The organism is Stenotrophomonas sp. yr243, from assembly GCF_900184195.1.
Classification (GTDB): Bacteria; Pseudomonadota; Gammaproteobacteria; order Xanthomonadales; family Xanthomonadaceae; genus Stenotrophomonas; species Stenotrophomonas lactitubi.
Map to the genome: position 1 here is coordinate 1,091,032 of NZ_FXWT01000001.1, position 20,701 is coordinate 1,111,732.

24 protein-coding genes are annotated in these 20,701 nt (G+C 67.3%); 9 read left to right on the forward strand and 15 right to left on the reverse strand.

Going from position 1 to position 20,701, the window contains the following annotated elements; all coding sequences use genetic code 11:
- Positions 1 to 68: 68 nt before the first annotated feature.
- Together QOL57_RS05155 and QOL57_RS05160 are read left to right on the forward strand one after the other, a co-directional pair.
- Complete coding sequence (locus QOL57_RS05155; RefSeq protein ID WP_089239486.1) at positions 69 to 1,436, forward strand: SLC13 family permease; 1,368 nt, start codon at positions 69 to 71, stop codon at positions 1,434 to 1,436.
- 104 nt (positions 1,437 to 1,540) lie between these two features.
- On the forward strand, positions 1,541 to 2,260 hold the full coding sequence (locus QOL57_RS05160; RefSeq protein WP_089239485.1) for a GntR family transcriptional regulator: 720 nt from the start codon (positions 1,541 to 1,543) through the stop codon (positions 2,258 to 2,260).
- 136 nt (positions 2,261 to 2,396) lie between these two features.
- Here QOL57_RS05160 and QOL57_RS05165 read toward each other — a convergent pair whose 3' ends face one another.
- Positions 2,397 to 2,735: a hypothetical protein gene (locus QOL57_RS05165; RefSeq protein ID WP_089239484.1), complete on the reverse strand. Its 339-nt coding sequence runs from the start codon at positions 2,733 to 2,735 to the stop codon at positions 2,397 to 2,399.
- 25 nt (positions 2,736 to 2,760) lie between these two features.
- A complete protein-coding gene (locus QOL57_RS05170; protein WP_141134251.1) occupies positions 2,761 to 3,120 on the reverse strand; it encodes a hypothetical protein in 360 nt (119 codons plus the stop codon).
- 259 nt (positions 3,121 to 3,379) lie between these two features.
- On the opposite strand from QOL57_RS05170, the gene QOL57_RS05175 reads away from it, so the two are divergent.
- Positions 3,380 to 4,327 carry a nucleoside hydrolase gene (locus QOL57_RS05175; protein WP_089239480.1) on the forward strand — a complete coding sequence of 316 codons (948 nt, stop codon included), beginning with the start codon at positions 3,380 to 3,382 and terminating at the stop codon, positions 4,325 to 4,327.
- Between the two features lie 4 nt (positions 4,328 to 4,331).
- Here the strand turns inward: QOL57_RS05175 and QOL57_RS05180 are convergent, their stop codons facing one another.
- The 6 genes from QOL57_RS05180 to QOL57_RS05205 all read right to left on the reverse strand — a co-directional run bounded on the left by QOL57_RS05180 (position 4,332) and on the right by QOL57_RS05205 (position 10,079).
- Complete coding sequence (locus QOL57_RS05180) at positions 4,332 to 5,606, reverse strand: MFS transporter (RefSeq protein WP_089239478.1); 1,275 nt, start codon at positions 5,604 to 5,606, stop codon at positions 4,332 to 4,334.
- Positions 5,607 to 5,787: 181 nt separating this feature from the next.
- Positions 5,788 to 6,924, reverse strand: coding sequence for a metallophosphoesterase (locus tag QOL57_RS05185; protein ID WP_089241216.1), 1,137 nt, complete (start codon positions 6,922 to 6,924; stop codon positions 5,788 to 5,790).
- Positions 6,925 to 7,006: 82 nt separating this feature from the next.
- Positions 7,007 to 8,545: a TerC family protein gene (locus QOL57_RS05190; protein ID WP_089239476.1), complete on the reverse strand. Its 1,539-nt coding sequence runs from the start codon at positions 8,543 to 8,545 to the stop codon at positions 7,007 to 7,009.
- 62 nt (positions 8,546 to 8,607) lie between these two features.
- Complete coding sequence (locus QOL57_RS05195) at positions 8,608 to 8,832, reverse strand: helix-turn-helix transcriptional regulator (protein ID WP_089239474.1); 225 nt, start codon at positions 8,830 to 8,832, stop codon at positions 8,608 to 8,610.
- The gene (locus QOL57_RS05200; protein WP_089241214.1) at positions 8,832 to 9,299 is read right to left on the reverse strand and encodes a DUF2975 domain-containing protein; all 468 of its coding nucleotides are present in this window, start codon (positions 9,297 to 9,299) and stop codon (positions 8,832 to 8,834) included. Before QOL57_RS05200 ends, QOL57_RS05195 begins: the two co-directional genes overlap by 1 nt.
- Positions 9,300 to 9,485: 186 nt before the next feature.
- Positions 9,486 to 10,079 carry a hypothetical protein gene (locus QOL57_RS05205; protein WP_089239472.1) on the reverse strand — a complete coding sequence of 198 codons (594 nt, stop codon included), beginning with the start codon at positions 10,077 to 10,079 and terminating at the stop codon, positions 9,486 to 9,488.
- 131 nt (positions 10,080 to 10,210) lie between these two features.
- Between QOL57_RS05205 and QOL57_RS05210 the strand changes: the two genes are divergently transcribed.
- Both QOL57_RS05210 and QOL57_RS05215 read left to right on the forward strand, forming a co-directional pair.
- Positions 10,211 to 10,522 carry a metalloregulator ArsR/SmtB family transcription factor gene (locus tag QOL57_RS05210; RefSeq protein WP_089239470.1) on the forward strand — a complete coding sequence of 104 codons (312 nt, stop codon included), beginning with the start codon at positions 10,211 to 10,213 and terminating at the stop codon, positions 10,520 to 10,522.
- A gap of 11 nt (positions 10,523 to 10,533) precedes the next feature.
- Positions 10,534 to 11,919 carry a DUF2867 domain-containing protein gene (locus tag QOL57_RS05215; protein WP_089239468.1) on the forward strand — a complete coding sequence of 462 codons (1,386 nt, stop codon included), beginning with the start codon at positions 10,534 to 10,536 and terminating at the stop codon, positions 11,917 to 11,919.
- A gap of 41 nt (positions 11,920 to 11,960) precedes the next feature.
- Here the strand turns inward: QOL57_RS05215 and QOL57_RS05220 are convergent, their stop codons facing one another.
- From QOL57_RS05220 to arsH, 6 genes are all read right to left on the reverse strand, one after another.
- Positions 11,961 to 12,392: a pyridoxamine 5'-phosphate oxidase family protein gene (locus tag QOL57_RS05220; protein ID WP_089239466.1), complete on the reverse strand. Its 432-nt coding sequence runs from the start codon at positions 12,390 to 12,392 to the stop codon at positions 11,961 to 11,963.
- Positions 12,393 to 12,526: 134 nt separating this feature from the next.
- The gene (locus tag QOL57_RS05225) at positions 12,527 to 13,027 is read right to left on the reverse strand and encodes a GNAT family N-acetyltransferase (RefSeq protein WP_089239464.1); all 501 of its coding nucleotides are present in this window, start codon (positions 13,025 to 13,027) and stop codon (positions 12,527 to 12,529) included.
- Positions 13,028 to 13,038: 11 nt separating this feature from the next.
- Positions 13,039 to 13,482, reverse strand: coding sequence for a hypothetical protein (locus QOL57_RS05230; RefSeq protein ID WP_089239462.1), 444 nt, complete (start codon positions 13,480 to 13,482; stop codon positions 13,039 to 13,041).
- Between the two features lie 72 nt (positions 13,483 to 13,554).
- Positions 13,555 to 15,297: a GGDEF domain-containing protein gene (locus tag QOL57_RS05235; RefSeq protein ID WP_089239460.1), complete on the reverse strand. Its 1,743-nt coding sequence runs from the start codon at positions 15,295 to 15,297 to the stop codon at positions 13,555 to 13,557.
- 55 nt (positions 15,298 to 15,352) lie between these two features.
- Positions 15,353 to 16,378 (reverse strand): AI-2E family transporter, encoded by a 1,026-nt coding sequence (locus QOL57_RS05240; RefSeq protein ID WP_089239458.1) that lies wholly within the window; start codon positions 16,376 to 16,378, stop codon positions 15,353 to 15,355.
- Positions 16,379 to 16,466: 88 nt separating this feature from the next.
- Positions 16,467 to 17,198, reverse strand: coding sequence for an arsenical resistance protein ArsH (gene arsH, locus QOL57_RS05245; RefSeq protein WP_089239456.1), 732 nt, complete (start codon positions 17,196 to 17,198; stop codon positions 16,467 to 16,469).
- 17 nt (positions 17,199 to 17,215) lie between these two features.
- Between arsH and QOL57_RS05250 the strand changes: the two genes are divergently transcribed.
- The 4 genes from QOL57_RS05250 to QOL57_RS05265 all read left to right on the forward strand — a co-directional run bounded on the left by QOL57_RS05250 (position 17,216) and on the right by QOL57_RS05265 (position 19,631).
- Positions 17,216 to 17,545 carry a metalloregulator ArsR/SmtB family transcription factor gene (locus QOL57_RS05250; RefSeq protein ID WP_089239454.1) on the forward strand — a complete coding sequence of 110 codons (330 nt, stop codon included), beginning with the start codon at positions 17,216 to 17,218 and terminating at the stop codon, positions 17,543 to 17,545.
- Positions 17,546 to 17,560: 15 nt separating this feature from the next.
- Positions 17,561 to 18,067, forward strand: coding sequence for an arsenate reductase ArsC (locus QOL57_RS05255; RefSeq protein WP_089239452.1), 507 nt, complete (start codon positions 17,561 to 17,563; stop codon positions 18,065 to 18,067).
- Between the two features lie 14 nt (positions 18,068 to 18,081).
- Entirely contained in the window at positions 18,082 to 19,104 is a 1,023-nt protein-coding gene (gene arsB, locus QOL57_RS05260) for an ACR3 family arsenite efflux transporter (protein WP_089241212.1), read from the forward strand.
- A 134-nt stretch (positions 19,105 to 19,238) separates the two neighbouring features.
- Positions 19,239 to 19,631: a DoxX family protein gene (locus QOL57_RS05265; protein ID WP_089239450.1), complete on the forward strand. Its 393-nt coding sequence runs from the start codon at positions 19,239 to 19,241 to the stop codon at positions 19,629 to 19,631.
- A 40-nt stretch (positions 19,632 to 19,671) separates the two neighbouring features.
- On the opposite strand, the gene QOL57_RS05270 is transcribed toward QOL57_RS05265, so the two are convergent.
- The gene (locus QOL57_RS05270) at positions 19,672 to 20,679 is read right to left on the reverse strand and encodes a LacI family DNA-binding transcriptional regulator (protein ID WP_089239448.1); all 1,008 of its coding nucleotides are present in this window, start codon (positions 20,677 to 20,679) and stop codon (positions 19,672 to 19,674) included.
- Between the last annotated feature and the right edge of the window lie 22 nt (positions 20,680 to 20,701).

A 20,701-nucleotide genomic window follows, 5' to 3' on the forward strand; every position in this document is an offset into this window, starting at 1 on the left:
ACAGGCCATACCCCGGGATGGCGGGCTTCCATCCGTGCAGTACGCGAATCAGGTGTCTGGGAGGGCGCATGACTCCACAAATTGCAACGATCATCGGTCTGGTGATCATGTTCATCGTCGCCACCGCGATGCCGATCAACATGGGTGCCGTCGCCTTCGCGCTGGCCTTCATCATCGGCGGGCTGTGGGTCGACATGGGGGGCAAGGAAGTCCTCGCCGGCTTCCCGGGTGACCTGTTCCTGACCCTGGTCGGCATCACCTACCTGTTCGCCATCGCGCAGAAGAACGGCACCATCGACCTGCTGGTGCACTGGGCGGTGAAAGCAGTGCGCGGCCATATCGTGGCCATTCCGTGGGTGATGTTCGTGATCACCGCCGTGCTGACCGCCTTCGGTGCGCTCGGCCCGGCCGCAGTGGCGATCATCGGCCCGGTCGCACTGCGCTTTGCCAAGCAGTACAACATCAACCCGCTGATGATGGGCCTGCTGGTGATTCATGGTGCGCAGGCCGGCGGCTTCTCGCCGATCAGCGTGTACGGCAGCATCACCAATGGCGTGGTGCAGAAGGCCGGGCTGGAAGTCACCGAAATGGCGGTGTTCCTGACCAGCCTCGGCTTCAACTTCATGATGGCCACGATCTGCTTCTTCGCCTTCGGCGGCATCGCGCTGCTGCGTCGCGGCTCGATCACTGCGGCGGGCACCGTCGGCACGGCGGAACTGGCGATGGCCGGTGGTCCGCAGGCATCATCGCGACAGTTCGCCATTGAAGGCCACGGTGCGCTGGTCGCGGCCGGTGGTGGCACCCTGTCCAACGATCCGGTGGCACTGGATGCGGTGGGCCTGACCCGCGAGCGGCTGTTCACCCTGATCGGCCTGCTCGGCCTGGGCGTGGCGGCACTGATCTACAACCTCAACGTCGGACTGGTCTCGATCACCGTGGCGGTGGTGCTGGCACTGCTGTCGCCGCAGAGCCAGAAGGGTGCGGTGGATGGCATCAGCTGGTCCACCGTGCTGCTGATCTGCGGCGTGGTCACCTACATCGGCGTGCTGGAACATGCCGGTGCCGTGGACTTCATCGGCCACGGCGTCTCCAGCATCGGTATCCCGCTGCTGGGTGCGCTGCTGGTCTGCTACGTGGGTGGCATCGTCTCCGCGTTCGCCTCGTCGGCAGCAGTGCTGGGTGCCACCATTCCGCTGGCGGTGCCGTTCCTGATGCAGGGCCATCTCAGCGCCGCCGGCGTGATCTGCGCGCTGGCCGTGTCCTCCACCATCGTCGATGTCAGCCCGTTCTCGACCAACGGCGCACTGGTGGTGGCCTCTGCCGCGAAGGAAGAACGCGAAACGCTGTTCCGCCGCTTCCTGGTCTACAGCGGCCTGGTGGTGGCATTCGGCCCGCTGCTGGCTTGGCTGGTGTTCGTGGTGCCGGGCTGGATGTAAACGCCTGTGATAGTGCCGGCCGCTGGCCGGCAACCCATGATCGCTGGATGGCTTCATGAGGTTGCCGGCCAGCGGCCGGCACTACCTGGCGTTACACTTTCCGCATGGTCATCGCTCCCGCTCCGCGTCCTCCGAAGAAGCGCGCCCCTCTGTACGAAGAGGTGGCCGAGCACGTGCGCGAACGGATCTACGACTACCGCCTGCCACCGGGCGAGTGGATCGACGAGCCGGCGTTGTGCGAGGAACTGGGCATCAGCCGCACGCCGCTGCGTGAAGCGCTGAAGCTGCTCGCCGCCGAAGGCCTGGTGCAGATCGATGCCGGCCGCGGTGCGCGGGTAACCCGGCTGACGCTGGAAGACCTCAACCAGCTGTTCCCGGTGATGGCGATGCTGGAAGGCCGCTGTGCGCATGAAGCGGTCAAGCACATCGACGACGCCGGCGTGCAGCAGCTGGAAGAGCTGCACGCGGCAATGGAAGCGGCGGCCGCCGAGGGCAACATCGCCGAGTACTACCGCAACAACTACCTCATCCACGAAACGGTGCAGCACTACGCCGGCAACCCGTGGCTGATCCGCATCACCCACGACCTGCACCGCATCCTGAAGATGCATCGCGGCCGCCAGCTGCTGGCCCCGGGCCGCACCGCGCAGTCGCTGGCCGAACACCGCGAACTGATGGAGTGCTTCCGCCAGCGCGATGCCGCGGCCGCCGAACGCACGATGGAGCGGCATCTGCTCAGCCAGGGCCAGGCCTTGGCCGCGTATGTGGCCAGCGGCGGATTGTTGAACGTGCCTGCGCCGTTGCCGACCGAAGGCGGAAGCTGAGTTCATGGGGTTGCCGGCCAGCGGCCGGCACTACCCCGGCGGGGTCAGGTCACGGTAGTGCCGGCCGCTGGCCGGCAACCTCGATAGGTCACGTCCGGGTAGTGCCGGCCGCTGGCCGGCAACCTGGAACCTCGCGTCAATCGCCGCCGCCGCAGCTGCCGCCGTCCCCGCCTCCACCGCTGTCGCCGCTGCCGCAGTCCGAGCTGCTGTAACTGTGCTGGCTGTGGCTGTCTCCGGAATAGCCGCCGGAGAAATCGGCGGGCCCACCGCCACTGCCATCGCCCCGTGCGGGTGAGCCATCGGCGGTGGCCATCGCCATACACAGGATCGCGCCGACCAGCGGCAGCAGCCACACCACCAGCAGCTGCCCGGCACGGCTGCTGACGGGAAGGTCGTCGCGCCCCAGCACCACGAAGCTGGCCACCAGGTTCAGCCCCAGCACCAGGGCAATCAGGACGAGGGTCACAGCCAGCATGGCGCAGCTCCTTGCATTGGGATCTTCAGGGTGACGCCATCAGCGCCTGGATCCGGCCGCGTTCCTGCAGCGGCCATTGAAAATCAACCGGGTATACGGGTTGGTGGCCATCACGCTTGAGCAGGAAGATCCATTCCCGCCCCGTTTCGCGATCGCGGGCCGCCGTCAGGGAATCGTGCCACATGGTCCACAAGGGCACCCGCAGAGTCCCGCGCAGCCCACCCTTCTCCGGTCGCAGGACCTCATTGACCTGAAGCACCAGATGGATCTGGTTGTCCAGACCCGGTCCGGTGAGCGCCTTGACGTCGGTCACTGGCCGGCCAGCACCGTCGACCATCTCCACCCCCAGCACCTTGGCTACAACGATTTCCTCGGCCTCTGCCACCAGCGCCTGCAATGGTCTGGGCGCCACGGACGTTGCCGATGCCGGCGATGCTCCAGCCAGATACCCCAACGCCAGCCCCCCGACAAGCAACAGCGGTCGTAACGTCATCGGCTCTCTCTCTCCGTCCTTGGGCCCGCAGACGATACCACCGCCGCCGGTTGGCCCTGCCTGTCATGAAGATGGGACAATGTAGGGCGCGCCGGCCTGCCCTCGGGGCCGCCGGCCCCCCTGCACCACACGGAAGAAGAAGAACAACAACATGCTGAAAGTCATTTTCGATACCGACCCGGGCGTCGACGACGCGCTGGCGCTGCTGTACCTGCACAAGCATCCGCAGATCGACCTGATCGGGGTCACCACCACCTTCGGCAATGCCTCGGTGGAGTCGACCACCCACAACGCGCTGTACCTGAAGCAGGCCTGGGGCCTGTCCGCGCCGGTCGCGCGCGGCGCTGAAGGCCCGCTGCAGCCCGAAGCCACCCCGGAAGCCTGGCCGGTGCACATCCATGGCCACAACGGCCTTGGCAACCACCCGGTGCCGGAGGCCCTGGATGTGGCCGCCGACGGCCGCCCGGCCCACCAGCTGATCATCGACCTGGTGCGCGCCCATCCGGGCGAAGTGACCCTGGTGGCGGTCGGCCGCATGACCAACCTGGCCCTGGCCCTGCAGCAGGCACCGGACATCGCCGGCCTGGTGCGTGGCGTGGTGCTGATGGGCGGTGCGTTCCACGTCAACGGCAACATCACCCCGGCGGCCGAAGCCAACATCTGGGGCGACGCCGAAGCCGCTGACATCGTGTTTACCGCCCATTGGCCGGTGACCGCCATCGGCCTGGACGTGACCACCCGCGTGGAAATGGACCGTGACGGCCTGGACAAACTGGCCGCCATCGGTGGCGCCGATGCCGAGCTGGTGCGTGCGCTGTCGCAGGACTACGTCGACTTCTACCTGCAGGCCGGCCACAAGGGCATGGTCGTGCACGACTGCTGCGCCTGCATCGCCCTGACCCGCCCGGAGCTGTTCCAGTTCGAGCGCGCCAGCGTGCGCGTGGCCACCGACGGCGTCGCCCGTGGCATGACCATTCCCAAGCCGGAAGGCATGGGCTTCGGCCCCAGCGTGTGGGATGGCCACGTGCTGCAGTCGATTGCCATTGGCGTTGATGCGGCTGCGGTGCTGGCCGACATCGAGCAGACCCTGAAGGTCTAAGCGCTCACTGCCCGCCCCGGGACACGGGGCGGGTCTTCGGCGCGGTCTCCGGCAGCGTCCACAGCACCGGCAGCACCAGCACCGCCACCAGCGCGATCATCGCCCCCGGCGCCGCTGCCCAGCCGCTGCGTTCCACCCACCATTGCGCCAGCCACGGCGTCGCCCCGCCGAACACCGCGGTGGCCATGGTCACCCCCAACGCCAGTCCACTGACCCGGCCCTCGCCCGGGAACTGTTCTGCCGTGGCCGGTGCCGCCACGGCACTGATGCCACCGGCCACGCAGGCCAGCATCACCGCTGCGAGCACGATGCCCAGCGGCGCAGCAGACGCCATCCAGCCGAACATCGACAACGGCAGCAGCGCCGCCAGTACCGTCAGCCCCAGCAGCAGCGGACGTCGCCCAAAGCGGTCGGACAACGCCCCGCACAGCGGAGTGATCGCGATCACCGCCACCGCTGCAATGGTCGACAGCCACAGCGCATCGCCTTCGTCGTGCCCCTGCGCGTGCAGGAACGCCGGCACATAGGTGATGCCCACGTAGTAGGTAATCGATCCCAGCGCGGAAATCGCGAACGTGCGTGCCACCGCACCGGGATGGTTGCGCAGCACATGCCGCAGCGGCGTGGCGGGAATGCTGCCTTCGCGTCGCTGCCGTTCGAACTCCGGCGATTCGTGCATGCCCGAACGCGCGATCAGGATCACCAGTGCCAGCGCCGCGCCGAAGAAGAACGGGATTCGCCAGCCCCAACTGTCCAGCTGCGGCGCAGGCAACAGCGCCACGGTGAGCGCGGAGATCGCCACCGCCAGCAGCGCGCCCACTTCACTGGCCGCCGAGGCCAACGAAGTGACCAGGCCGCGTCGTCGCGCCGGTGCGCTTTCCAGCAGATAGGCAACCACGCCGGTGTATTCGCCGCCCACCGAGAATGCCATTACACATCGCAGGATCAACAGCAGCACGCCAGCCGTCGCGCCGGCGGTCGCCGCCGTCGGCAGCAACGCGGTGGCCAGCATGGCCGCCGCCATCAGCGCCATCGAGGCCAGCAGCATCCAGCGCCGGCCGAGCCGGTCACCCAGGTGGCCGAAGCACAGCGCACCGAGCGGACGCATCAGGTAGGACACCGCGAAGCCGGCCAAGGTAACCAGCATCGCTTCTTGGCCGCCGCCGAAGAACACCCGCGACAGCACCGTGGCGAAGTACAGATACAGGGTGAAGTCGTACCACTCCACCACCGTGGACAGCCCGGCCACCCACATCGAGCGCTGCCGCCCCGCAGTCATTGCGTGTTTTCCTTCATCGCAGAAGGGTGTCACGGCGGCAGTGACGATGCAGTAGATCCACGCCATGCGTGGATGCTCCGGAAGGAATGCAGTAGATCCACGCCATGCGTGGATGCTCCCCCTCCGTGGCAAACGGGGTCAGAACCCTTTGCTGTTCGCAAAGGGACCCGACCCCACTGTGTCAGCGCGCCCGGCGCAGGGTGATCAACGTGATCTCCGACGGCACGCCGATGCGGGCCGGGAACCCGGCCCACAGGCCGGCGCCGTTGCTCACGTACAGCGTCATGCCATCCAGCGCATAGCGGCCGGAAACGAAGCCGCCGTTGGCACGCTTCACCAACTGGTCCATGCCGATGATCTGGCCGCCATGGGTGTGCCCGGAAAGCTGCAGCTTCACCCCGCGTGCAGCTGCTTCGCGCGCATTGCGTGGCCGATGGTCGAGCAGGATCACCGGCGCGGCCGGGTCGGCACCAGCCAGCGCGGCGTCCAGGTCGGGCAACGGCAGGCCATAGCGCGAGGCCACCGGGTCGGTCACCCCGGCGATGGTCAGCGTTGCATCACCACGACGCACTTGGGTGTGGCTGTTTTCCAGCACCTGCATGTGCAGCGCGCGGAACGCCTGCATCCATTCGCTGTACTGCGCGTAGTACTCATGGTTGCCGGTGATGGCGATCACCCCGTCCGGCGCACGCAGGTCAGCCAGCGGTGTGTAATCGTTGCGGCGCGCCTGCACGCTGCCGTCAATGAGGTCACCGGTGATCACCACCAGATCCGGTTGCAGCGCATTGCTTGCAGCCACGACCTGGCGCACCCAGTCGCCGGTGAGCAGGCGGCTGGCATGGATGTCGGTGAGCTGCAGCACGCGGTAGCCATCGAAGGCCTGCGGCAGGCCGGCGATTGCCACCTCGATCTGCCGCGGCTGGGGTACGGCCATGCCCTGGCTGACACCGAAGGCACTGAGCGCCAGCGCCAACACCGCCGCCGATGGGCATAGCGCCCTGCTGCGCAATGCAGCGAGGGCACGCGGTGCGCGCAACAGGCGCGCGGCCAACAGTCCGGCGTCCAGCATCAGCAGCGCCAGGGCCAGCAACAGCACCGCGGTGGAGCCGGTCGCCAGCGTGGCGATGGCCATCTTCGGAATTTCCGGCGAGGCCATCGTGCCCCAGAAGCTGGCGACGATGCGCAGCTGCACGGCAATGCCGACCAGCAGCACGGACAGCACCACCTTCGACCAGACGGGCAGGCGCAGTGGCCAGAACAGGCGCCAGGCCACATACAGGCCCATCAGAAAACCAATAGTACTCAGCACTACGACAATCCAGAACGGCAAACAGGCCCGCCATGGTGACGGCAGAAGATGGCAATGGATAGAGCCGAGCATGGGCTCGGTCCTGCCGTCGTCACGCCTCCGGCAAGCGCTCCACCCGCAACCGCGTGATGCGACGCTTCTCCATCGCCAGCACGGTGATGCGGATACCGGCCACCTCCAGCGTGTCGCCGATGTCCGGCAGGCGCCCCAGCTGTTCCAGCACCAGCCCGGAGATGGTCATGTAGTCCGCACTGCGCGGCAGCGACACGCCGGCCAGCCGCTGCAGGTCGTCCAGGGTCAGCGCGCCGTCGGCGTCCCAGCAGTCCTCACCCTGCGCGACCACGCCATAGCGCTCGTCCTGGGTATCGGCCAGATCACCGGCGATGGCCGCCAGCAGGTCGTTGGCGGTCACCAGGCCTTCCACGCTGCCGTATTCGTCCACCGCCACCGCCAGCGGCACCGGGTGCTGACGGATCAGCTCCAGGGCCTGCAACGCACTGGCGCTGGACAGCACGTACTGCGGCTCGCGCAGGTTGGCTTCCAGCTGCAGTGGCTTGCCCTGCAGCAGGTCGGCCAGCAGGTCGCGGCTCTGCACCACGCCACGCAGGCTGTCCAGGTCACCGTCGCCCACCAGCATCCGCGTATGCGGCGACGCCACCAGGCGTGCGACCACGTCGTCGTCACCGCGCGCCATGTCGATCCACTGCACGTCGGCACGCACGGTCATCACGCTGGACACCGGGCGGTCAGCCAGGCCCAGCACGCTGCGGATCATCTCGTGCTCGGCCGGCTGCAGGCGTTCTTCGGTACTGCCGCGTTCATCGGCTTCTTCTTCATCGTGGCCATTGGCCTGGCGCGCGCCCAGCAGGCGCAGCACTGCATCAGCGGTACGCTGGCGGAACGGCTGGCGCTGCTCGTTGCGCTCGCGGTTGAAACGTATCCACTGGTTGAACGCTTCCACCAGGATCGAGAACGCGATGGCCGCGTACAGGTACCCCTTCGGAATCTTGTAGCCCAGGCCCTCGGCCACCAGGCTGAAACCGATCATCAGCAGGAAGCCCAGGCACAGCACCACCACGGTCGGGTGCTTGTTGACGAAGCGGGTCAGCGGCTTGCTGGCCAGCAGCATCAGCACCATCGCGATGGTCACTGCCGCATACATCACGCCGAGGTTGTCGACCATGCCGACGGCGGTGATCACCGAGTCCAGCGAGAACACCGCATCGAGCACCACAATCTGCGCCACCACCATTGCGAAGCTGGCGTAGACCTTCTTGCCATCTTCATGATGCTCGCGGCCTTCCAGCCGCTCGTGCAGTTCCATCGTGCCCTTGAACAGCAGGAACAGGCCGCCGCCCAGCAGGATCAGGTCGCGCCCGGAGAAGCTGTGCTCGAACAGCGTGACCAGCGGTTCGGTCAGTTTCATGATCCAGGCCAGCGCGGCCAGCAGCACCAGCCGCATCAGCAGCGCCAATGCCAGGCCGATCACCCGCGCGCGGTCGCGCTGGTGCGGCGGCAGCTTGTCGGCCAGGATCGCGATGAACACCAGGTTGTCGATGCCGAGAACGATCTCCAGCACGACCAGGGTTGCAAGGCCCATCCATATCGAGGGGTCAGCCAACCATTCCATTTCAGGTCCGTTTCGTCAGTAAGGGGAAAGTGATGCGGTGCAGGCGTGCGGCGCAGCGAAGGTCAATCTGAATCCTGCGCCTGCGTGGGGTCATGCCCGAGCAGGTCGCCGGGGCTGCATTGCAGTTCGCGACAGATCGCATCGAGCGTGGAAAAGCGGATCGCACGCGCCTTGCCGGTCTTCAGGATCGACAGGTTGGCCAGGGTGATGTCGATGCGCGCGGCCAGCTCGGACAGGGTCATGCCACGTTGCTGCAGCATGCGGTCCAGAGTGATGACGATCGCCATCAGATCACACCGTCCAGATCGTCGCGCATCGCTGCGCCGACGGTGAACACCCGCGCCAGCACGAACAGCATCAGCACCGCGACCAGGCCGGTGATCGACATGCCACCGCCCACCTCCATCCAGGCGAAGTCCGGCCCCATCCAGCTGGCGTAGAGCCCGATCACGATCGACAGCACCTCCATCGCCAGCATCAGCCAGGCCATGCGTTGCAGGCGCACGGCATTGGCATGGGTGAAGGGGCGTTCGTTGGCCGCAGACCGCAGCAGCCGCGCCAGGTGGCGCAGGAACACCAGGCACAGCACCAGCAGCGCGACGATGGCGGCAAGGCCCACGCAGAAATGCAGGAACAGATGCGAACCGTGCATGGCCGCCGCGTGCGCATCGTGCACGCTGTCCAGCAGCCAGCTGCGGTCGTAGGCCACCAGCGGCACTGCCAGCAGCGCGGCCAGGATGCCCAGCCAGCACATCGCGCGCACCGCCTGCACGGCGGTCTGGGCCAGGGTGAACAAGCCGCGCGCAGGAAGGGCGCGGGCGGGACGAACGGTCAAGCAGCCTCCGATGTGGAGCGGCCCTGCCGCCCCGGGGTGAATTTATCGATAAACGATATATCACATCCGGGGGCTGTTGGCTGAATCTCTTCCGCTCCGGCGTCGTTACCGGGCGGGTGCGGATGCAGGCGGCGCGGCCTGTTCGCGCATCGCTTCGCCCGGCGTGGCCGAGGCCATCGCCTGCACCCCCGCTTCAGCGGCCTGCCGGGTAACCAGCCGGAAGCGCACGCGCAGCTTGCTCTCGCCCGGCGTTGCCCAGCCGTACTGGATCGCCACCTGGTCGCCGGACAATGGACCGCGCGAGGGCAGAGAGCGGATCTGCAGCGGTTTCGGCGCGGCCTGCATCAGCCGCGCGAAGCCCTTCTGCACCACCGCCGGATCGGCCTTCTCGGCATACACGGTACAGGTGCCATCGTCGGCCCAGCTGACCGCATAGCGGCCACTGGCCAACGGCACCATCCACGCCATGCCCGGCTGGCCCTGCAGCAGCGTAGCGGCCTCGGCCGGCTGCAGCGGCGTCAGGCCGTTGGCATCCATCAGCGACTGCAGCCGCGCTGGCGCACCGATGTGCTGCATGCACGCGGTGTCGAACAGTTCACTGAAGGGATCCTGCGCCGCTGCCTTCGGCGCACGCGCGGGCTGGGCCATCACCACGATCGGCAGCAGCAGGCCAGCCATCAGCCAGGGCGCAGGGCGCATTGCAACTCCAGGGAACGGAAAACAGCGGGGAGGATGGCAAAGCCGGGTGGCAGAACGCAACGGGCACGCCCGCGCTTGACATGACCCAGCCGCAGGGAGAACATTAGTTAACGAATTAGTTAACTGACCCCATGGACCGCATCTTCGAAGCCCTGGCCTCGACCGCACGCCGGCAGATCCTGGCCTACCTCAGCGCCGGCGAGCTCAGCGCGGGCGAGCTGGCCGAGCGCTTCGATTTCAGCAAGCCGGCACTGTCCAGCCACCTGCGCATCCTGGAAGACGCCGGCCTGATCGAACGCGAGAAGCGCGGCCAGTTCGTGTACTTCCGGCAGGTGCCCGAGCGCCTGGCCAACACGCTGTTTTCCTGGGCCGCCGAAGTCTGTCCGGTCGGTGGTCCGCTGAAGCGCGAAGCGCGCGCACGCCGCAAGACACCCGCCCGCTGAGGAGCACTGCGATGCCCGGTTCGACCCGCACCAGCCGTTCGTTCCCGAGTATCCAGCTTCCGGCACAGGACGGCGGTGGCCCGGTGGAAGTCACCCTGATCGCGCAGCTCGGCATCGGTGCCGGCGATGCGCTGGTGAGCGATGCCAGCCAGCGCCAGCGCCACCACCCCGCTTTCATCGATGCACTGGACGAGCCTTCGGCGCGGCTGGGTGGCATGCACCTGCAGCACGGCGATGCGTCGTCGCTGTACAGCTTCGTGGTGGCTGCCGGCGGCCATCCCTTCCATCGTCATGCCGGGCCGCGCATGTTCACGGCCATCGCCGGCAGTGCAGGTGCCGAACTGCGGTTTGCCAGCGCATCCGATGGTCAGCTGGCGGACGATCCCGCACACTTCCTGCGGTCACTGCGTCGTGTCCGCATCCCACCGGATTGCCTGTTCACCGTGCGCTTTGGCGGCGGCACCTGGCACCAGTTCGCCTCGAACAGTCCGGCGCACCCTGCGCTGTTCGCGCTCTCGTGCCACAGCAATGAGCTGGCCGGGGCCATGAGCGAGCAGGCACGCTTACAAGCACAGGCCAACGCCGCAGACATCCCAAGCTTGACCGAGGTGCTGCCTGCTGCGCACTGGCCCACCGCAACCACGCTGGCGGCCACGCCGTTGCTGCAGCTGTCACTGCAGGCGGCAGCACCCAGCCTGCGCGCGCGCCTGTGCGTGCAGACGCGCACGTTGCTCGGGCCGCTGCGCCGCGTCAGCCTGGAGCCACTGCGCGGATTCGTGGAACGGGCGACGCCGGCGTACCCGGTCTGCAGCAGCGCGTCGCCCACGCAGGGGTTGCTCGCCAGTGCACTGCCGCACAGTCATTACAACGACACGACCACGCTGGCGCTGCACGGCGGGCAGACCGGCCACCGCTCCGCCTCCGCACTGCTGGCCGACGTACTGGACGGATTCCTGCGCAACCCGCCAGCCGGCGTCGGCCGCTTGATGGCCCTGCGCAATCGCCTGGTTGCGCCGCTGCGCCTGCGCACCTCCCCGCTGGGCTGTCCAGTGTCGTCACTGCTGTCCAGCGACCGCAGCCGCGTCTTCGGTGGTCGTTTCCCGGTATTGGATGCGCAGGTGGATGCGGAAGACCGGTGTGCCGAAGTGCTGCTCGGTGCCGATGACCGCCATCTGCGCTTCCGCAGCAGTGTACGCGTGCAGTTCAACGAGGACGGTCAGGTCGAGATCAGCCTGGGCTCGCGCGTGCAGACGCTCAATGCGTTCGGTCGCTTCTACATGGCGATGATCGACAGCGCGCACCGGCACTACGTGGCCCCGGCGCTGCTGCGCCGCGCAGTGGAACATGCGCTGGCGCCGGAACTGGCAGCGTGGTCCGGCGAGCCTGCGCACTCCTGACCCATGGACGCAAGGCACGGGGCCCTGTGCGGGTTCCGCGATCAGACCACTATTTCGCCCTCGTCCTCGCCATCCCAGTAATGGATGCGGCTGGCGTGCACGTGGATCAGCACCAGCCCCGGTGTATCCACGCCCTGTTCGAACCACCGCTCCAGGTCCTTCACCCAGTGCTGGGCCATCGTGCCGCGATCGCGGATCAACGCTGCCCTGCCCTGCACGTGCACGAACAGCGGCGGCTTGCCCAGCAGCGACTTGCTGCCGGTAAGACCCAGCGCCACGTTCGGGTCGGCGCTGATCTCGCGCACCATGTCGGTCTCTTCCATGGTGAAGAACCAGCTGTCGCCGTCGTAGTCCACATCGCCGTTGTTGCTCATCGGCCGGCCGGCGATCTGGCCACCGGCATGAGTCTGCAGCATGGTGAAATCGATGCCGGCCATCTTCTTGGCCAGTTCGGGCAGGGTGAGCGTGGTCATGGGCAGTTCCTTCGACAGGTGGGCGCCCAGCCTCTGCCCAGTGCGGTGACCGAGGCGTGGATGGCTGCTGCCGGTTTCTTCACGCGGTGAGCCGGGCGGTGCTTCTGCGCTTACGCTGCAGTGACCATCCACCGTCAACGCGGATAGCGGAACACCAGATCGTCCGGATCGCTGCGCACCGCCTGCGCATCCAGCACACCGCCAAGGCGAACCGCCACGGCCTGCGAGGCGTGGTTGTCCGCTGCCATGTAGCTGACCAGGGTCGGCAGGCAACGCACCACGAACGCCCAATCACGCAGCGCCGCGGCGGCTTCGCTGGCGAAACCCTGCCCTTCCTGCCCGGCATACAGCAACCAGCCCAGTTCCTGTTCCGGGAACAGCGGGCCATGGTTGATGCCAACCTGGCCGATGCACTCGCCCGTATCGCGGCGCTCGATCATCAGCGCGCCGTGCCCGAACAGATGCCAGCTGGCCAGGTCGTGGCAGAACTGTCCCCACGCGGCAACCTCACCAAACGGCCCACCCATGCCGCGCGCGCGGGGCGAGGCAAGGAATGCGGCATACACGGGGAAGTCGTCCAGGCGCTGCGCGCGCAGGCGCAGGCGGGGAGTTTCCAGCAGCGGAATGTCGATCATGCGTGTATCGGTCAGTACACGGCCAGGAAGCCGCAGCCCCGGCGCTGTGGTTGGCCTTCAACCGTCACCTGCACGCTGGCCGATGTATCCACGCCTTCGGCATTGCGGCAAGGCTCGCGCTTGATCTCGACGATGGTCGGCTGCGTGCCCAGCTCACCGTTGAGCACCGTCAACGAACTAGGCGCACCGGCCGGCTGGCCGAGGTAGCGCAGCGTACCGGTGCTGTTGCGGCCGGCGATGGTGAGCGTGGCATCGTGGTTGCCCTTGCCGGTGGAGGCGATCTCGATGGACCAGCCTTCACCACCGCCGGTGAAGGCAGGTATCGGGCTGGCATCCGCGGCGATCGAAGGATGACGCGGTGCATCGGCGCCCGCATCGGCTTGCGGTGCGCTGCTGGCGCAGCCAGCGAACAGGCCCGCCACCAGCGTGGCAGTCACAACGGAACGCAGAGTCATGGCGTACTCCTCCGGCAGACGAGGCTCCAGTCTAGGCAGCAGCACGTGCGCTGGCGATGAACGAGACAACTCTCAGCGTGCCGCACGCCCACCCGTAGCCACCTGCACCCGGTCGCGGCCAAGCGATTTGGCCGCGTACATGGCGGTGTCGGCGGCGCGTACCAGCGCGTGCCAGCCGATCGGGTCAAGCGTGCCCTGGGCAACGCCGAAGCTGGCGGTGACCCGCAGGATCTCGCCACTGCCCAGCACGATGTCCTTGCCGCGCAGTGCCACCCGCAGCGACTCGGCCAGCCGCCGGCCACTGGCCAGATCGCCTTCGGCCAGCAGCACCAGGAATTCCTCGCCGCCGTAACGGGCGACGCTGTCGTTGCGGCGCAGGTGGCGGCGCAGCTGCTGCGCCACCTGCACCAGCACATCGTCGCCGGCCGCATGGCCCTGCCCATCGTTGATCGACTTGAAATGATCAACGTCCAGCAGAATCACCACCGCCTGCGTGCTTCCATCGGCATGCCGCTGTCGTACCAATCCCTCCAGCGAGCGTCGGTTCAACAGGCCGGTCAGCTGATCGGTATCGGCCAGCTCGCGCAGTTCACGGGTCAATGCCGAGCGCTGATGCGACTTCGCCCGCAGTACCTCGATGGCATCGAACAGGCGCTGCATTTCCGCCATCGGGTGGGTGGCATGCTGCTCGGTGCCCGGCGTGTCCGAGGCGATCTGGATCACCTGCGCCTGCGCCTGCAGCAACGGCCGCAGGATCTGCACGTGGGCGATGCGCAGGGCCAGCGCAAGCAGCAGCAACGTCCCCAGCACCGTGGCGGCCAGCACGGCCAGGCGTATCACTTCCTTGTTGCGGGTGTGCTCGAAGCGCGCGATCGAAACGCCGAGGTAGCCATCGCGCAGCGCTTCCAGCGATTGCAGGGTGGGCACGTAGCGCGCGGTGAACTCGGCCGCCGTCCAGGGTGGCGGCACCCCACGCCGGCCATCTTCGATCAGCTGTTCCACCATCGGCAGCGACTGGCCGAAGAACTGCCGGCGCGCCATGTCCCAATGCCAGGACAACGTCGGCTCGCTGCGGAACACCGACTCGTGGCTGGCGGCCAACCGCCACAGCTCCAACAGGCGGCCCTCGGTCTGCTGCGCAGCGCGCACCTGCGGCTCCCGCCATGCGCCGGGCACCGCCAGCGGTACCATCACGTTGGATGCCAAGCGGCCACCGTGCTCGCGCAGGTCGATCAGGATCTGCCCCTGCATGGCAGGAATCGCGGCTTCGCGATCGGCGGCGACCAGGTCGCTGATCTGCACCGACGTCAGCGCCTGCAGCCGGTCGTACACCGCGAACATGCTGTTGATCGCGTGCTCCACCTCCTCTGCCGAGCGCTCGCCCCTGGGCAGTGCGGCGACGCGGTCCACCGCAGCGCGCGCGGTCTGCAGCCGCCGCTGCGCTTCATGCAGGCGCGGTGTTTCGTCCACCACCCGCGGGTCGGTCTGGAACACGGTCTGCAGGTGCTGCGTCGCTGCGTCCACCCGCTGCCGGGCGACCACCAGCTGCGCGGCCAGCCGGCGCTGCTCCTGCGCATCGGTGCTGTCGGCGCCGAGCAGGCTGTTGGCTGGCCCACGCTCGGCCGATACAAGATTGGCCAGCTCGAAGGTCTGCCGCAGCTGCCGCAGGCTGACCAGGTTGGCCTCGGCTTCGGTGTAGCGCTGCGTGCCCTGCACCAGCGCAATGGCCATCAGCGGCAGGGTGCACAGCACGAACAGGCCACCGAGGATCCAGAGCCAGGTCTGCAGTCCGTTTGGCGATGCCCTGCGGCCCATCGATGTACCCCCTGGCGTGCGGATCAGTGTAGCGCTGCGCTCGCGTAACGGTGGGTCAAATCCAGCGCTGGTCCACCAGTTCGCGCTTCACGTAGGCGTAGAACACCGGCGCGGCCACCAGCCCGGGCAGGCCGAACGCCGCTTCCATCACCAGCATGGCCAGCAGCAGCTCCCAGGCGCGTGCCTGGATCTCGCCACCGACGATGCGTGCATTGAGGAAATACTCCAGCTTGTGGATCACCACCAGGTACAGCAGCGCAGCCACGGCCACGTAGAACGACACAGACAACGCGACGATGGTGATGATGGTGTTGGAGATGATGTTGCCCACCACCGGCAGCAAGCCGGCGATGAAGGTGATCAGCACCAGCGTCTTCGACAGTGGCAGGTGCACGCCGAACAGCGGCAGCACGCCCAGCAGGAAGATGGCGGTGAACACGGTGTTGAGCAGCGAGATCTTGACCTGGGCGAATACCACCTGGCGGAACGCGGTGGCCAGGCGGCTGGTACGGCCGATCAGTTCCTGCGCCAGCGGGCCCATCTTCGGCAGCGGCAGTTCGTCGTACAGCGCGATCATCGCGCCCAGCACCATACCGATCAGCACGCGCACCCCCACCTGCACCACCGATGTGCCGGCCACGCCCAGCTGGCGTTGGTGTTCGGCCGCCCATTCGTTCACGGCGGCGCGCAGTGCCGTCAGGTCTTCAGGGATGTAGGGCTGCAGCAGGGCCGGCACCTGGTGCCGGGAGGTGTTGAGGATGTCCATCAACCGCGCCAGCAGCACGTCAGGGCCACCGGTCTCGTTGCGGAAGAACGAGGCCACGCCGATACCCGCCAGCACCAATGCGCTGATGATCACCGCCGACAGCACGATCACTGCGATCGCCCGTGCCCGCCCAGGACGCAGTTTGCCTTCCACGGTGGAGGCCAGCACATGGGTCAGCTGGAACACCAGCAGGCCCGACAGCAGGGTCACCACCAGGCCAAGCTTCAGTGCCAGCCACATGCCCAGCAGCATCATCAGCCAGGCGGCGATGCGTGCGGCGGGAGGCTTGGGCAGGGTCGGGATGACGAGGGACATCGGGGCACATCCTGGAGGGGTGGCCCATGGTAGTGGATTGAGGTGATGCGCCCGCGCACGCGCGCATCCCTGCGGCCACCGCCTGCCGTCAACGTGCGACCACCGCCCCTGCCGAACGTGCCAGTGCGGCCGCCTGCTGATCACCCTTGCGCTCGCTGTAGCGATCCACCAGGTAGTCCGAACGATCCCGCGTGAGCAGGGTGAACTTGACCAGTTCCTCCATCACATCCACCACCCGGTCGTAGTACGCCGAGGGTTTCATCCGCCCGTTTTCGTCGAACTCCTGCCATGCCTTGGCCACCGACGACTGGTTGGGGATGGTCAGCATGCGCATCCACCGCCCCAGCACGCGCAGCGTGTTGACCGTGTTGAACGACTGCGAACCGCCACTGACCTGCATCACCGCCAGCGTCCTGCCCTGCGTCGGGCGCACGCTGCCATCTTCCAGCGGCAGCCAGTCGATCTGGTTCTTGAACACGCCGGTGACCGTGCCGTGGCGCTCCGGGCTGATCCAGACCTGGCCTTCGGACCATTGCGACCACGCGCGCAGGCGCTGCACTTCAGGGTGATCGGCGCCGACGCTGTCGAGCATGGGCAATACATGCGGATCGAACACCCGGGTCTCGCAGCCGAGGTGGCGCAGCAGGTGCTCGGCCTCCAGCGCCAGCTTGCGGCTGAACGACTGCGGGCGCAGCGAGCCATACAGCAGCAGGATCCGCGGCGCATGCGTGCGGCCCGTGCCCAGTTGAGACAGGTCGGGCTGGGGAAGCGAGGCTTCGGCCAGATTCGGGAGGATGGGACTTGCGATGGATTCATTCATTCAACTATTCTAGAAATATGGAAACGAAAAATGCAATCGCCGCCCTCACCGCCCTTGGCCATGCCACCCGCCTGGCCGCCTTCCGGTTGCTGGTGGAAGCCGGCCCGGCCGGCCGCATGGCCGGCGACATCGGCACCGCCCTGCAGGTGCCGCCGGCCACGCTCAGCTTCCATCTGAAGGAACTGCTGCAGGCCGGGCTGGTCGAGAGCGAGAGCCAGGGCCGCAACGTCTGCTACCGCGCCAACTTCAGTGCCATGACCGGCCTGATCGATTACCTGACCCACAACTGCTGCGCAGGCTCGCCCGATCCGGCCTGCAGCCCGACATCCCCCGATTGCGCCTGCTGACCGGAGATCCGCTTCGTGACCACCCAACGCGTCCTGTTCCTGTGCACGGGCAATTCCGCCCGCAGTGTTCTTGCCGAAGCCACGCTGCGGGCGTGGGCCGGCCACCGCTTCGAGGTGTTCAGCGCCGGCAGCCAACCGGCCGGCGCGGTCAATCCATTCGCCCTTGCCCAGCTGCAGGCCGAGGGCATCGCCACCGCAGGCCTGCGCAGCAAATCGTGGGACGAGTTCGCTGACGGCGCGCCGATGGACCTGGTGATCACGGTCTGCGATGCCGCAGCGGCCGAGGCGTGTCCGGTGGTGTTCGGCGACTTCGTGCGCACGCACTGGGGCCTGCCCGATCCGGCCGCCGTCGAGGGCAGCGTGGATGACAAGGCGGCCGCATTCGCGCAGGCACATGCCATCGTCAAGGCACGGTTGCTGGCCCTGCTGGCATTGCCCGCTGCCACCTGGTCCGACCGCGGGCAGTTGAAAGAATCGCTGGATCGCATCGGTTTCGTGCAACCCGAGGACGACCAGGCGTGAGCGCGCCGGCACCGATGGGATTGTTCGAGCGCTACCTGACGCTGTGGGTGGCGCTGTGCATCGTGGCAGGCACCCTGCTTGGCCACGCGCTGCCGCAGCCATTTGCTGCGCTGGCGTCGGCGGAGGTGGCCAAGGTCAACCTGCCCATCGCCGTGCTGATCTGGTTGATGATCATCCCGATGCTGCTGCGGGTTGATTTCAGTGCGATGCGCCAGCTCGGCCAGCACTGGAAAGGCATCGGCGTGACGTTGTTCATCAACTGGGCGGTCAAGCCGTTCTCGATGGCACTGCTGGGCTGGTTCTTCCTGCGCCACGTGTTTGCCGATGCGCTGCCCGCCGCACAGGTCGACAGCTACATCGCCGGGCTGATCCTGCTGGCGGCAGCGCCCTGCACCGCCATGGTGTTCGTATGGAGCAACCTGTGCCGCGGCGATGCCAACTTCACCCTCAGCCAGGTGGCGTTGAACGACGCCATCATGGTGGTGGCGTATGCACCGGTGGTGGCGCTGCTGCTGGGCCTGTCGGCGATCAGCGTGCCGTGGGACACGCTGCTGCTGTCGGTGTCGCTGTACATCATCGCGCCGGTGCTGGTGGCCGCACTGCTGCGGCGCTGGCTGCTGGCCCGCAACGGGGAGGCTGGCCTGCAGTCCGCGCTGCGAAAGCTGGGGCCGGTTTCGCTGCTGGCGCTGCTGCTGACGCTGGTGCTGCTGTTCGGCTTCCAGGGCGAGCAGATCGTGCGGCAGCCGCTGGTCATCGCCATTCTGGCGGTACCGATCCTGATCCAGGTCTACTTCAACTCAGGGCTGGCCTACCTGCTCAACCGACGTCTGGGGGTCGCCCACTGCGTGGCCGGTCCTTCGGCGCTGATTGGTGCCAGCAACTTCTTCGAGCTGGCAGTGGCCACCGCCGTGGGGCTGTTCGGCGTGCATTCCGGTGCGGCGCTGGCGACGGTGGTCGGCGTGTTGATTGAAGTGCCGGTGATGTTGTCGGTGGTGCGCATCGTCAATGCGTCGCGCGGGTGGTATGAGCGGCGCTGAGGCAGGGACGCACCGTACGCCTGTCCGCAGGCTTCCAGCACAGTAGGCCTCAACACCGACTTCACCCGCGATGGGCTTCGATGGCCGCAGGTTCTCAACGATCCACCCGCCCCGCCCACCCTGAGGACGTTGCCGTGAACACATCACTTCACTCTCTTGCGAAGCTGGCCGCCCGTGTGTTGCTGATGCTGCTGTTCCTGGTATCCGGCCTGGGCAAGCTGTCCGACCCGGCGGCAACACAGGGCTACATGACGGCGATGGGTCTTCCCGGCATCCTGCTGTGGCCCACCATCCTGTTCGAGATCGGCACGGCCCTGTGCATCCTGTTCGGCTTCCAGACCCGGGCAGTGGCAGCGGTGCTGGCCGCCTTCAGCCTGGTCACGGCCTTCATCTTCCACCACCAGCTGGCAGACCAGGTGCAGCAGATCATGTTCCTGAAGAATCTGGCCATCGCCGGCGGCTTCCTGCTGCTGGCGTGCAGCGGGCCAGGGCGCTACAGCGTGGACGCGAAGCGCGGCAAGCCCTGAGGCAGAGAAAGCGCGGCATCATGCCGCCTCGCCGTTGCGCTCAGCTGCGTCTGGGCGCAGCCGTCGAGCCCCGCACCATCAGGCTGAACTCCAGCGTCTGCTGGCGCGGCACGTCGACCTGTTCGATGATGGCGAGCAGCAGGTTGACCGCGCGCTCGCCGATCTCGCGCATCGGCTGCCTGATGGTCGTCAACGGAGGCGTCAGGTAACGCGATGAGGCCAGGTCGTCGAAGCCGACGATGGAGATGTCATCGGGCACGCGGACGCCCAGATCCCGGCAGGCTGCCAGCGCACCCAGCGCCATCTGGTCGCTGAAACAGAAGATCGCGGTGGGTGCGGACGCGACCGTCAACAGCGCCGTCGCAGCCGCATGGCCAGACTCCACGGAAAAGTCACCCGGCACGACGCTGAGATGGCGCAGACGGCCACGTGCCCTGCCAGCGGCGCGAACCCCTTCCAGCCGTTGCGTGTGCAGGGGATTGTCGGGCGGCCCGCCTACCACGGCGATCCGCTCATGCCCCAGGCCGTACAGGTGTTCCATCACCGCGCGCGCGGCGGCGGCGTTGTCGATGTGGACGCTGGGAATGCCCAGCGCGGGGTCGAACTCGCAGCCGTTGACCACCGGCGCGGCGACACCCCGTTGCTCGACGATATCGCGCGCCGTCGGCGGCAGGCGATGCCCCAGCACGATCAGGCCATCGGCCTCGTTGCGCCGGAGCATCTGCGCGTAACGCTCCTCGCGCTCGGGCAGGTTCTGGGTATCGCCCAACAAGACGGCGTAGCCGACGGCCTGCGCCGCGTCCTCCGCGCCCTGCAGGATCTGCGCGAAGAACGGGTTGGCAATGTCCGGCACGGTGACCAGGATCTTGCCGCTGCGCTGGGTCTTGAGCGTCCTCGCCACCGTGTTGGGAACATAGCCCAGCGCCGCAGCAGCCTGTTCGATGCGCGTACGCGTGGCCGGCAGGACTTTGTCCGGCCGGGACAGTGCGCGCGACACCGTCCCGGCAGAGACGCCGACGTGCTTTGCGATGTCGTAGATGGTGGCCATGGCGTTAGTTCTCCTGTCCGCT